This is a genomic window from Modestobacter marinus, from assembly GCF_011758655.1.
Lineage (GTDB): Bacteria > Actinomycetota > Actinomycetes > Mycobacteriales > Geodermatophilaceae > Modestobacter > Modestobacter marinus.
On the sequence record NZ_JAAMPA010000001.1, the window covers coordinates 530,920 to 543,029 of the forward strand.

The window sequence follows — 12,110 nt, forward strand, 5'->3', positions numbered from 1 at the left end:
GGAGCGGGGCCGTCAGCAGCCGCGCAGGACGCCGCCCAGCCGGGCCATGCCCTCGGCGATCCGCTCGGGCCGGTGCGTGGTGAACGACAGCCGGAGCGTGGCCCGGTCGGGGGTGCCGGCGTAGAAGGCGGCGCCCGGCACGAAGGCGACGTCGGCGGCGAGCGCCCGCGGCAGCAGCTCGGCGGTGTCCAGGCCGTGGGGCAGCCGGACCCAGACGAACATCCCGCCGTCGGGCTCGGTCCAGGTGCTGCCGGCCGGCAGGGCGTCCGGCAGTGCGTCGACCATCGCGTCCCGGCGCCGCCGGTAGGCACCCCGCAGCTGCGCCAGGTGGGTCTCGACGTCGGCCGCGGCGAACCACGCGGCCGCGGCCGCCTGGTCGATCGTCGAGGTGTGCAGGTCGGCCGCCTGCTTGGCCACGGTCAGCGCCGCCAGCAGCCGGGACGGCGCCCGCAGCCAGCCCAGCCGCAGCCCGGGAGCGGCGATCTTGGAGAAGCTGCCCACGTGGACGACGTGGCCGTCGGCCCCCGGCTGGGCGGCGAGCGGCGCGACGTCCTCACCCCGGTAGCGCAGCTCCGCGTAGGGGTCGTCCTCCACCAGCCAGACCCCGTGCCGCTCGGTGAGCGCGACGACCTCGGCGCGACGCTCGGCGGGCATGGTCCGGCCGGTCGGGTTGGCGAACGTCGGGACCAGGTAGACCAGCGCCGGCCGCTCCCGCCGGATCGCCTCCTCCAACGCGTCGGGGTCCATGCCGTCCCCGTCGGTGGCCACCGGGACGACCCGGGCGCCGGCCAGCTGGAAGCACTGCAGCGCGGCCAGGTACGTCGGGTCCTCGACCAGCACGACCGCGCCCGGGTCGACCAGCGCGGTCGCCAGCAGGGTGAGCGCCTGCTGCGAGCCCGAGGTGACCAGCAGGTCGTCGACGGAGCTGAACATGCCGCGGGCGGTGAGCCGGCCGGCGACCCGGGCCCGCAGGTCGCGGTCGCCCTCGGTCGGGGCGTACTGCAGGGCCCGGCGGGCGTGCGGGCTCCACAGGACGGTGTCGTAGGCGGCGCGGACGCCGTCCAGGTCGAACAGCTCGGGGGCGGGCAGCCCGCCGGCGAAGGAGATGACCTGCGGGCGGTCGAGCAGGGCCAGCAGCTCGCGGACCGGGGAACTGGCGACCCCGGTCAGCCGCTGGGCGAGCGCAGGGACGGGCGGGGCGAGGACGGCAGCAGGCACGAGGGCTCCAGGAGGCATGGCGCCGGGCAGGGCGCAGCGGGGGTAAGGCGGCGCTGGGGGGCGGGGGGTGTCCCGCCCGGGTCCGCGCCGGAGGGCCTCCTGGTCAAGGGGCCACCCCCACCTTACGACGCGGCGGGCACCTCCGTCAGCGTCAGGGACATGAGCAGCTCGTCACGCCGGTCCTCGGGCGTGACCTGCAGGGCGCCGGGCCAGCGGCCGACCACCTTCCAGCCGAACCGGGCGTAGAACGCGTCGTAGCCGGTGCCGCCCCGCACCTCCAGCCGCAGCCGGTCCAGGCCGAGGTCCTCCCGGGCGGCGCGGGCCACCTCGGTCATCAGCACCCGGCCGGCGCCGCTGCCCCGCGCGGACAGCGCCGTCATCACCCGGGTCACCCGCCCCCAGTGCCCGAGCACCGGGCCGGCGTTGCTGGTCAGCAGCAGCCACCCGGCCAGCCGGCCGTCCTGCCGGACGACCAGCAGCCGGCCCAGCCCGGTGCCCAGGGTCGCGACCGTGTCCTCCACGGCCGGGCGGACGACGTCGTCGGTGACCGGCAGCTGCTGCGCGAACCCGACCGCTCCCCCGGCGTTGGCGACGTCCCGCCAGCACGTCGTCAGCTCGGCCCGCAGCTCCTCCGACACCGCCTGCGGGCAGGTCAGCCAGGACAGGGACAGGTCGGTCCGGTCGGTCACCGGCGGAGTCTCCCAGCGGCCTCGGGGACCCCTGGGGACGGCGGGGCCGGCGGGGCGTGACGAGCCGGTCCGACCCGAGCATGACGAGCGCCACAGTCAGCCCGGCCGGACGGTGAACGCGCAGCTCAGCGGCCCGATGAACGGTCCCCATACGCGCTGCGGGCCGGGGCGCGCCGCAGGCCCCCGGTTGGGCGTGTTGCTCCCCCGCCGACCAGAATGGGCCCCGACATGGCGACTGCGACACAGGCGGCGGCCCGGGCCCCGCAGACGAACAGCCGACCGCTCCGGGCCTGGCAGCAGGCGGCCCTCGGCAAGTACGAGGAGGAGTCCCCCAAGGACTTCCTGGTCACCGCGACCCCGGGCGCCGGGAAGACCACCTTCGCCCTCACCCTCGCCGCCCGGCTGCTCGCCAAGCGCGAGGTCGCGCGGGTCATCGTGGTCTGCCCGACCGACCACCTGCGCATGCAGTGGGCCGACGCCGCCGACGCGATGGGCATCGCGCTCGACCCGAACCTGACCAACGCCGTCGGCCCGGTGCGCGCCGGCACGCAGGGCTACGTGACCACCTACGCCCAGGTGGCCGGCAAGCCGATGCTGCACGCCGCCCGGGCGACCACGGTCAAGACGCTGGTGATCCTGGACGAGGTGCACCACGCCGGCGACGGCCTCTCCTGGGGCGAGGCGGTCGAGGAGGCCTACGGCCGCGCCGCCCGCCGGCTGTGCCTGACCGGGACGCCGTTCCGCACCAAGGCCGACGAGCGCATCCCGTTCGTGAAGTACGTAGAGGACGGCTTCGAGGGCCAGGGCGGCCTGATGTCGACCGCCGACTTCACCTACGGCTACAAGGAGGCGCTGGCCGACAGCGTCGTCCGGCCCGTGGTGTTCGCCGCCTACACCGGCACGTCCCGCTGGCGGAACTCCGCCGGCGAGGTGGTCGCCGCGTCACTGTCTGAGGCCGGCACCCGGTCGGTGGAGATGCAGGCCTGGCGCACCGCGCTGGACCCCAAGGGCCAGTGGGTGCCGCACGTCATCGCCGCGATGGACGACCGGATCACCCACCTCCGGGAGGAGGGCGGCATGCCCGACGCCGCCGGGCTGGTGCTGGCCAGCGACCAGGACGACGCCCGCGAGTACGCCAAGATCGTGCGCCGGGTGACCGGCAAGGCCCCGGAGCTGATCCTCTCCGACGACCCCAAGGCGTCGAAGAAGATCGAGAAGTTCAACAAGGGCGGCGCCCGGATCGCGGTCTGCGTCCGGATGGTCTCCGAGGGCGTCGACGTCCCGCGCGCCGCCGTCCTGGCCTGGATGACCTCCTACCGGACCCCGCTGTTCTTCGCCCAGGCCGTCGGCCGCGTCGTCCGCGCCCGGACGCCGCACGAGTCGGCGACGGTCTTCCTCCCCGCCGTGCGCCCGCTGCTCTCGCTGGCCGCCTCCATGGAGGAACAGCGCAACCACGTCATGCCGCCGCCGAAGACCCAGCCCGACGAGGAGCTGGAGGCGCTCGACCTGCCGCCGCGGGAGCCGCGCGAGGGTGAGATGCAGAAGTGGGAGGCGTTGGAGGCCGACGCCCGGTTCGCCCACGTGCTGCACAGCGGGACGGCGCACACCGGCGAGGGTTCCCCCGCCGTCGTGCCGCTGGAGGCCGACGCGGAGGACTTCCTGGGCATCCCCGGGCTGCTCACCCCGGCGCAGACCGCCGAGCTGCTGGCCAAGCGGGACGACGAGCTGCGGCTCCGGATCGCCGCCTCGCACGCCCGGGGGGACGACGACTTCATGGTCGTCGAGGACCACCCCGAGGAGGACGAGGTCGGCCGCTCCTGGCGGGACGCGGCCGAGCTGCGCCGAGAGATCAACCGGCTGGTCAACCGGATCGCGGCGAAGACGTCGCAGCCGCAGGCCGTGGTGCACACCCAGCTGCGCCAGTCGGTGCCCGGGCCGCCGTCGGCGTCGGCGTCGGTCGACGTGCTCCGCGCCCGCCGCGAGCGCCTCCGCACCATGCTCTGAGCCGCCGACTCCCCTGAGCGGCCCACTGCGCTGAGCGCACCGCCCCGCCCCGCGGGCACCTCGCGCTCCGCGGACGCCTCCCCGCTCTGCGGGCGCTCCTCCGCAGGAGCGGCGTCCGACCGCACTGCCTGCGCTCATCGAGTGACAGCTGAGCGGGGATCCCGGGAGCAGGTGAGCCCGTTCCGCTGACACTCGACGGAGATCGGTGGAGGTGCGGGCGCCGTCGCGGGCGCCTCCCGCTCTGCGGGCGCTCCTCCGCAGGAGCGGCGCCTGGCCGCACCGCCTGCTCTCATCGAGTGACAGCTGAGCGGGGCCACCGAGGGCCGGAGAGCCCGTTCCGCTGCCACTCGACGCGGATCGGCGGAGGTGGGCGGCGGCGTGGGCACGCGCGCGGGCACGGGCGCCTTCGCGGGCGGGTCGGGCAGCGCCCCCGGACCCTGAGTGGGAGGACCAGGGGCGGATCCGGGGGTTCCCCGATGCCGCTGGGAGGCCGCCGGGCGCACGCTCGTGTCATGACCGAGACAGCCCCGAACCACAGCGTCCAGAGCGAGACTCCACGCACCGAGATCCCACGCAGCGAGACCCCGTACACCGAGACCGGGGCCGGGCAGACCGGGGCCGGGCAGACCGGGGCCGGGCAGACCGACACCCCGCGCAGTGAGACCACGTACACAGAGGCCGTCCGGCCGCCGTTGCAGCGCAGCCGCACCGACCTGTACCTCGGTGGCGTCTGCGCGGGGCTGGCGCGGCACACCGGGATCGACGCGCTGCTGTGGCGGGTCGGGTTCGCCGCGCTCGTGCTGGCCGGCGGCTCGGGGGTGGCGCTCTACCTGGTGCTCTGGCTGCTCGTGCCGGCCGCGCCCGCCGGCCCCACCGATCGCACGAACGTGCTCGACGAGTGGGTCGAGCGGCTCCGCGCCCGCTTCACCCGCCGTCCGACGTCCTCGGCGGCCGTCCCCCGCTGAGGGGCGCTCGGACCAGCTGAACGCGCCGCGGAGGGGGCGACCGCCTCCGCGCAGCCGGTGGCCCAGCTCGGCGAGGACGTCGCTGAGGAGCGCTCGTGTCAGCCGAGCAGGCCGCGGGCGGCGGCGAGGGCGACCGCCTCCGTGCGACCGGAGGCACCGAGCTTGGCCAGGATGTTGCTGACGTGCACGCTGGCGGTCTTCTCGCTGATGAACAGCTCGGCGCCGATCTGCCGGTTGGTGCGGCCCTGCGCGACCAGCGATAGCACCTCCGTCTCGCGCGGGGTGAAGACGGTGGTCGCCACGGTCCGCACGCCGGGGAGCTCCAGCCGTCCCCGGCGGGCCAGCGCCTCGATCGCGGTCCGCAACGGCACCGCCCCGAGCTGGCCGGCCACGTCGTGCGCGGCTGCCGACTCGGCGGCCGCGCCAGGGCGGTCGTCGACGGCCAGCATCGCCTCGGCCAGCCGGAACCGGGAGCGGGCCTCCTCGTACACGTGCCCGTAGCCGAACTCCTCGACCGCCTGGCGCCAGAGCTCGACCGCAGCCTCACCGCGCACCCGGGCCAGCTCGGCCGACAGCCGGGTCTCCCAGGCGCGCGCCTCGATGCCGGTCGGGTACTGGACCTCGGCCGCCGACCGGCCGATCTCGGCCAGCTCCGCGGCCTCCGCCACCCAGCGGGCCTCCGCCTCGCCGTCCCCGGCGCGGCGGGCGGTGGTGGCGGCGTCGGCGTACGCCCCCAGCGCGGTGGCCACCAGCCGCACCGAGGCCAGCCGCTCGTCTCCCCACAGCTCCCGCAGCCGGCCGTCGGCCCAGCGGGCCCGCTCCCCCGCCGTCGCGGCGTCCCCGGCCTGGCCGGCCAGCTCGATCTCCGCCGCGACCGTGGCCAGCATCAGCAGCACGTGGTTGTCCCAGCGAGCGGCCGGCCCCCGCGCCCAGTCGAGCACCTCCCCGGCACGCGGGTCACCCCGCCCGACGAGCACCAGCAGGCCGTCGGCGCGCACGTGCGCGGCCATGTCGGGCACCCGGGCCAGCGCGTCGGCGGCGGCCAGGCTGCCGTCCCAGTCGCCGAGGACGTACCGGCACAGCACCTCCAGGTGCCGCAGCTCGGCGCCGTAGAACGACCACTCGACGCCCAGCGCCCGGGCCCGGGCGAGCCCGGCCGTGGCGAGTTCCAGTGCCTCGGCCACCTCGCCGGCGTCGTGCGCGGTGACCGCCTGGCTGAACCACACCCGCATCTCGACGTCGGCGTCGCCGGACCGCTGCGCCCGCGCCCGGGCCTCCGCGAAGCGCACCCGGACCGCGGCCCGGTCGCCGGTGCCCGACCCGCGGGCCAGCGAGACGGCGGTGTCGGCCCACGCACTGTCCAGCCCCAGGGCGTCGGCCGCGGCCAGCGCCTCCTCGGCCGCTGCGTCCGCCTCGGCGACCAGCCCCAGGCTGTAGCTGGTGCGGGCGTGGGTCGCCGCGGCCCAGGTGCGCACCACCGAGGGCGGCTGGGCCGGGACCAGCCGCATCGCGGCGCTGCTCTCCCGGTGGGCCTCGGCCGCCTCCTCGATCCGGCCCAGCACCTGCGCCGCCGTGTAGTGCACCCGCGCCCGCGCCTGGGGATCGCCGTCGGCGCCCAGCAGCTCCTGGGCCGAGCGGAGCAGGGCCACGGCCCGGTGCAGGTCGCCGACCGCCCGGGCGGCCGCAGCGGTGTCCAGCAGCACCGCCCACGAGGGCCGGCCGGCGCGATCGGCCGCGTCGGGCACCGCCGCCCACAGCGCGAGCACCGCCTCCAGGTGCTGCAGCTGCTCGGCCGGTGCGCCCACCCGGCGGGCGGCGTCCGCGGCCTCCAGCGACGCGCTCAGCGCACCCGGCAGGTCGTTGCTCTCGCGCAGGTGGTGGGCCCGTTCGGCGGCCGTGCCCGCCTCCGGCCAGGCGGCCAGGTGCGCGGCGACGGCGGCGTGCAGCCGCACCCGCTCCCCGGGCAGCAGGTCGGCCAGCACCGCCTCCCGCAGCAGCGCGTGCCGGAACCGGTAGCGGCCGTCGTCGGAGACCACCAGCAGGTGGTGGTGCACGGCCTCGGCCAGCGCCTGCTCCGTCTCCTCCGGGCTCTTCGAGGAGACGGCGGCCACCAGCTCGTGCCGCACCTGGCGACCGGCGACGGCGGCCACCCGCAGCACCTGCTGAGCGGCCAGCCCCACCTGCTCGACCCGGGCCAGCAGGACGTCGGACAGCCCACCGGGGAGCACCTCACCCGCCCGCCCGGCGGCGACCAGCTCCTCGGCGTAGAAGGCGTTGCCCTCGGCCCGGGCGACGACGTCCTCGACGGACGCCCCACCGGCGTCGGCGTCCAGCCGGCGGACCAGCTCCGCCACCTCCGCGTCGGGCAACGGGTCCAGCTGCAGCCGCTCGACACCGGGCAGCCGGACCAGCTCGGCCAGCAGCGGACGCAGCGGGTGGCGACGGTGCAGGTCGTCGGCGCGGTAGGTGGCGACGACCGTGACCGGTTCGTCGACCTGCCGGTCGACCAGCCGGGCGAGCAGATAGCGCAGCAGGTCCCGGCTGGAGCGGTCGGCCCAGTGCAGGTCCTCGAGCACGACGAGCAGCGGCTGGCCGGCAGCCAGGTCGCCGAGCAGGGCGGCGACCGACTCGAACAGCTGGAGGCGCCCGTCGTCGTCCGGTGGGCGCAGGGCCGACCCGGGCAGCGACCGCCCCAGGTCGGCGGCCGCGCTGTCGGGCACCGCGGCGCCGGGCCGACCGGTGAGCGGGCCGACCAGCACGGGGTGGCGGGCCAGCACCGGCGTCAGCTCCGGGTCGGCGACCACCGGCCGCAGCAGGTCGACGAAGGGCAGGTACGGCAGCCCGACGTCGCCAAGGTCGACGCAGTGCCCGGTGAGCACCCGCACCCCGCGCGCGGTGGCCCGGCGGCTCAGCTCGTCGAGCAGCCGGGTCTTGCCGACCCCGGCGTCACCGGCGACCAGGACGGCGGACGGGCGCCCCTCGACCGCCTGGTCGACGTGCGCCATCAGCCGGGCCAGTTCCGCGGCCCGGCCGATGAGCGGAGGGCTCTCCCAGCGCGGCACGGCGCCGATGGTGGCAGAGACCACCGACAGCGCCGCCGGGCCGTTCAGTGCGGCCGCCGCCGGGTGCCGAACCAGGAGCCGCGGCGGCTCCCGTCGCGCCGGGACGCCGCCCGGACCAGCTCCTGCCGGTAGGCGAGCTCTGCTTCCAGGGCCGGGTTCGGGTAGTGCATCGCCATGACCGTCTCCTCGTGTCGTCGCAGTCGAACGAGGAGGACGGTCGTCCTGAGGGGGTGCCCGGCACATCGGGCGACCACGCAGTCGTGCGCCGGTGCGGGACCGGCCGGCGTCTGAGGGGCCTCAGCCGGCGCGGCCCGGCCGTGCCCAGGGAGAGGCTCAGCCCACCGTGTACGCGGCGTCCTCCTGGAGGGGCTCGGAGGCGTCCACCGCCTCGTCGTCGGTGGCGTCCACCGGGGCGGGCACCGGCTCGTCGACCTCGGGGTCGAACTCCCCGTCGGCGTCGGTGTCCGCGTAGAGGATGACGGTCAGGTCGGTGTCCGCGGTCAGCGCCGGGTCCAGCTCGACCTCGACGTCCGGGGTGGTGCCGACCTGCACCGACGTGGCGCCGAGCACCTCGCCGTCGGCGCTGACGACGACGAACCCGCCGCCGGGTGCGTTGACCGTCGCCACGACCACGCGGTCACCGGCGCCGGTCTGGTCCTCGAACTCCAGGTCGGCCATGGTGCCGCTGCCGGACTCCCCGCCCGGGGCGATCGTCGTCTCCCCGGCGGTGGCCGGCGACGACGCCGGTGCGTCGCCGGCCGGCGCGCCCTCGCCGCCCCCGCAGGCGGACAGGACGAGGACGGCAGCGGAGACGGCCCACGGGGCCCGACGGGAGGTCATGCCGGGGTCGTGCCCCGGACGGCGCGGCACCACACCGCCTGTGCACCGGCTCGCTGCCCGGAGTCACCTCGTCCTCGGCGTCCTGGATCAGCGGCAGGCCGGGTGGACGGGATGCCGCACCTCAGGGCGGGCGCCTGGCCACGGGCGCTCAGCAGGTGGGCGCTCGCGGAACAAAGCAGCGGCGCGCGTGGTCTGATGCAGAGAAGATGCCCACGGCACGGGTGCGCGTGCACGCGCCGTGGGTACACGAGACAGGACACCGTGCACCGGCGCACGGGCCGACGAGGACCGAGCAGACCGCCCCGCGGAGCTCGGCCAGTGCCCGAGAGGATCCCCCGTGCCTGACACCGGGACGACGAACGACCTGAACCCGACCGTCTTCGTGTTGTACGGCGCGACCGGCGACCTGGCCCGCCGGATGGTGCTGCCGGCCTTCTTCGAGCTCGCCCAGCACGAGCTGCTGCCCGAGGACTGGCGGCTCATCGGCAGCGGCCGCGGCGAGCGCTCCGACGAGGAGTTCGTCGAGCACGTGCGCGGCGCCCTCGAGGAGTTCGGGCCGGACCCGGACCAGGGCCCGTGGGAGGAGTTCTGCAGCCGGCTGCGGTTCGCCGGTGGCGGCTTCACCGCCGACGACCCGGGTCAGCTGGTCGACGCCGTGGACGCCGCCCGCAAGGAGCTCGGCGAGGACGCCCAGCTGGTGCACTACCTCTCCCTGCCGCCCAAGGCCTTCACCGACTACACCCACGCCCTCGGCGCGCACGGGCTGGCCGAGGGGTCGCGGGTCGTCTACGAGAAGCCCTTCGGCGACTCCCCCGAGGGGTTCCGCGAGCTGGACGGCGTCGTGCACTCGGTGTTCGACGAGGAGCAGGTCTTCCGGATCGACCACTTCCTGGGCAAGGAGGGCACCCAGGACCTGCACGCCCTGCGGTTCGCCAACGGCCTGTTCGAGCACGTCTGGAGCCGCGAGCACGTCGCCCAGGTGCAGATCGACGTCCCCGAGGACCTGGACGTCGCCGACCGCGCCGACTTCTACGACGCCACCGGCGCGACGCTGGACATGCTGGTGACCCACCTGTTCCAGGTCGCCGCCGAGGTCGCGATGGAGCCGCCGGTCAGCTTCTCGGCCAACGACATCCTGTCCGCCCGCGAGTCTGTGCTGTCGAAGTTCCGGCCGCTGGCCCCCGAGGACGTCGTCCTCGGGCAGTTCGACGGCTACCGGGACCTGGACGGCGTCCCCGACGACAGCGACACCGACACGTTCGTCGCCGCCCGGCTGTGCATCGACTCCGGTCGCTGGCGCGGCGTGCCGTTCCTGCTCCGCACCGGCAAGCGGCTGGCCGCCAAGCAGCAGCGGGTCAGCCTGATCCTGCACCGCCCCAAGGGCCCGGTGGACGACGTCCCGGCCAACGGCAACGTCGTCTCCCTGTCGCTGGCCGGCGCCGGCTCGGTGGACATCGACGTGATGGCCAAGAAGCCCGGGCCGGACCTGGACATGGCCCCGGCGCGGGTCTCGCTGGACCTGTCGAAGATCCCCGGTGGCAAGCCGCTGCCGCCCTACGTCTCGCTGATCCACGACGTGCTGGTGGGCGACCGCTCGTTGTTCACCACCAGCGAGGGGCTGGCCCAGACCTGGCGGGCGCTGCAGCCGGTGCTCGACGCCCGGCCCGAGGTGCACCGCTACGCGCCCGGTTCGTGGGGCCCGGTGGAGGCCAACCGGCTGACCGGCGAGCACGGCTGGCTGCTGGGCCAGACCGAGTAGCCGGACCCGTGCCGCCACCCGGCACGGAACGCAGAACGGCCCCTCTCCTGAGCGGAGAGGGGCCGTTCTGCGTGGTGGGTCCGGACCGGACGCTGGTCGCCTCGCGGCGGTTTGCACATCCGCGGCTCCAGCCCCCGACCGGAGTCGGGGCGGTGTTCCACGGCGGCAGTTATCTAGTGGAGCCCGGGGACACAGGTCGCCCGGCCCGGACGTCGTCCACCGTACCCGCGCCCCCCGGTCCGACACACGTGGCGAGGACCTCAGTCCGAGCGACCGGCCAGGGCGCCCCGGCGGCGTGCCAGACTCCCGCGCATGAGCGGGGTGGACTTCGACGCGTGGGCGGCGCTGGCCGGTGACTCCCCCACCTCGCGCACCGAGTGGGCCGCGGTCGTCGGCGCCTGGTCCGAGCCGCACCGCAGCTACCACGACCTCGCCCACCTGGCGGCGGTGCTGGGCATCGTCGAGGAGCTGGCCGGGCACGCCGCCGACCCGGTCGCCGTCCGGCTGGCCGCCTGGTACCACGACGTCGCCTACGACCCGCAGCGCAGCGACAACGAGGAGGTCAGCGCCGCCCGGGCGCGGATCGGCCTGCTCGGCCTGGTGGACGACGCCACGGTCGCCGAGGTCGAGCGGCTGGTGCTGCTGACCGCCGGGCACGACCCGGAGCCGGACGACGCCGATGGTGCGGTGCTGTGCGACGCCGACCTCGCGGTGCTGGCCAGCCCCCCGGCCGCGTACGCCGGCTACGCCTCCGCGGTGCGCGCCGAGTACGGCCACCTGTCCGACGCCGACTTCACCGCCGGGCGGATCGCCGTGCTGGAGCAGCTGCTGGCCCTGCCGGCGCTGTACCGGGTGCCGGTGGCGGCGCAGCGGTGGACCGAGCCGGCCCGGGCCAACCTGACCGCCGAGCTCACCCTGCTGCGCGCGCGTTCGGCCTGACCCCATCGGGTGACGAGGGAGTCGCGCGTACCCGTCCGGTGACGCAGAGTCGTCCGGCGACCCGCCATCGTCCCGAAGGCCCCCGCGGGGTACCGGTCGCCAGACAGAGGAGCTCCTCGTGCGTCTCGGAACCGGCATCTTCCTGCTCGCCATCGGCGCTGTCCTCACCTTCGCGGTGAGTGCGCAGGTCAGCGGCATCGACCTCGACGTCGTCGGCTGGATCCTGATGGCCGTCGGGGCCCTGGGCATCGTCGTCGAGCTGGCCGTGTGGGCACCGCGCCGTCGTCGCGTGGTGCGCACCGACGGCTACGAGGGCGGGCCGGTCCGCCGGTCCACCACGGAGGAGACCTACTAGGTCGAGGCGGTCCGGGTCTTCCTGACCCGCAGGCCGGCGGCGAGCAGCCGCTGCAGCAGCTCGCGGGAGCCGACCGGCTCCGCGCCGGCGGCCACTGCCTCGTCGTAGAGGTCCTCCGGGACGTCGTAGTGGTCGCCCTGGAAGGCCCGCCGCGGGATGCCCAGGTGGGCGGCGACGAAGGCGTGCAGCTCGTCGTGGTCGACGTCGCTCACCAGGTGCGACCACCGCCGCCCCCGCCACGGCCAGACAGGGGTGTCGATCAGCAGTGCCACGCGGACA

11 protein-coding genes are annotated in these 12,110 nt (G+C 75.8%); 5 read left to right on the top strand and 6 right to left on the bottom strand.

Annotated elements, in window-relative coordinates:
- Positions 1–12: 12 nt before the first annotated feature.
- Entirely contained in the window at positions 13–1,218 is a 1,206-nt protein-coding gene (locus tag FB380_RS02545; protein WP_208382734.1) for an aminotransferase-like domain-containing protein, read from the bottom strand.
- A 122-nt stretch (positions 1,219–1,340) separates the two neighbouring features.
- Positions 1,341–1,907 carry a GNAT family N-acetyltransferase gene (locus FB380_RS02550; RefSeq protein ID WP_166753711.1) on the bottom strand — a complete coding sequence of 189 codons (567 nt, stop codon included), beginning with the start codon at positions 1,905–1,907 and terminating at the stop codon, positions 1,341–1,343.
- Between the two features lie 228 nt (positions 1,908–2,135).
- Here FB380_RS02550 and FB380_RS02555 point away from each other — a divergent pair, with 228 nt between their 5' ends.
- Complete coding sequence (locus tag FB380_RS02555) at positions 2,136–3,911, top strand: DEAD/DEAH box helicase (protein WP_166753712.1); 1,776 nt, start codon at positions 2,136–2,138, stop codon at positions 3,909–3,911.
- Positions 3,912–4,423: 512 nt separating this feature from the next.
- Complete coding sequence (locus FB380_RS02560) at positions 4,424–4,876, top strand: PspC domain-containing protein (RefSeq protein WP_166753713.1); 453 nt, start codon at positions 4,424–4,426, stop codon at positions 4,874–4,876.
- A gap of 98 nt (positions 4,877–4,974) precedes the next feature.
- On the opposite strand, the gene FB380_RS25225 is transcribed toward FB380_RS02560, so the two are convergent.
- The 3 genes from FB380_RS25225 to FB380_RS02570 all read right to left on the bottom strand — a co-directional run bounded on the left by FB380_RS25225 (position 4,975) and on the right by FB380_RS02570 (position 8,778).
- Positions 4,975–7,962 (bottom strand): helix-turn-helix transcriptional regulator, encoded by a 2,988-nt coding sequence (locus FB380_RS25225; protein ID WP_308423058.1) that lies wholly within the window; start codon positions 7,960–7,962, stop codon positions 4,975–4,977.
- Between the two features lie 20 nt (positions 7,963–7,982).
- Positions 7,983–8,114: a hypothetical protein gene (locus FB380_RS25230; protein ID WP_268237786.1), complete on the bottom strand. Its 132-nt coding sequence runs from the start codon at positions 8,112–8,114 to the stop codon at positions 7,983–7,985.
- A 157-nt stretch (positions 8,115–8,271) separates the two neighbouring features.
- Entirely contained in the window at positions 8,272–8,778 is a 507-nt protein-coding gene (locus tag FB380_RS02570; protein ID WP_166753715.1) for a DUF7282 domain-containing protein, read from the bottom strand.
- A 337-nt stretch (positions 8,779–9,115) separates the two neighbouring features.
- Here FB380_RS02570 and FB380_RS02575 point away from each other — a divergent pair, with 337 nt between their 5' ends.
- The 3 genes from FB380_RS02575 (at position 9,116) to FB380_RS02585 (ending at position 11,831) form a co-directional block, all read left to right on the top strand.
- Positions 9,116–10,537 carry a glucose-6-phosphate dehydrogenase gene (locus tag FB380_RS02575; protein ID WP_166753716.1) on the top strand — a complete coding sequence of 474 codons (1,422 nt, stop codon included), beginning with the start codon at positions 9,116–9,118 and terminating at the stop codon, positions 10,535–10,537.
- 312 nt (positions 10,538–10,849) lie between these two features.
- Positions 10,850–11,476 carry an HD domain-containing protein gene (locus FB380_RS02580; RefSeq protein ID WP_166753717.1) on the top strand — a complete coding sequence of 209 codons (627 nt, stop codon included), beginning with the start codon at positions 10,850–10,852 and terminating at the stop codon, positions 11,474–11,476.
- A 118-nt stretch (positions 11,477–11,594) separates the two neighbouring features.
- Positions 11,595–11,831 carry a DUF6458 family protein gene (locus FB380_RS02585; protein WP_166753718.1) on the top strand — a complete coding sequence of 79 codons (237 nt, stop codon included), beginning with the start codon at positions 11,595–11,597 and terminating at the stop codon, positions 11,829–11,831.
- On the opposite strand, the gene FB380_RS02590 is transcribed toward FB380_RS02585, so the two are convergent.
- Complete coding sequence (locus FB380_RS02590; RefSeq protein ID WP_166753719.1) at positions 11,828–12,103, bottom strand: DUF4031 domain-containing protein; 276 nt, start codon at positions 12,101–12,103, stop codon at positions 11,828–11,830. The two genes, FB380_RS02585 and FB380_RS02590, sit on opposite strands and share 4 nt — an antisense overlap.
- Positions 12,104–12,110: the final 7 nt, after the last annotated feature.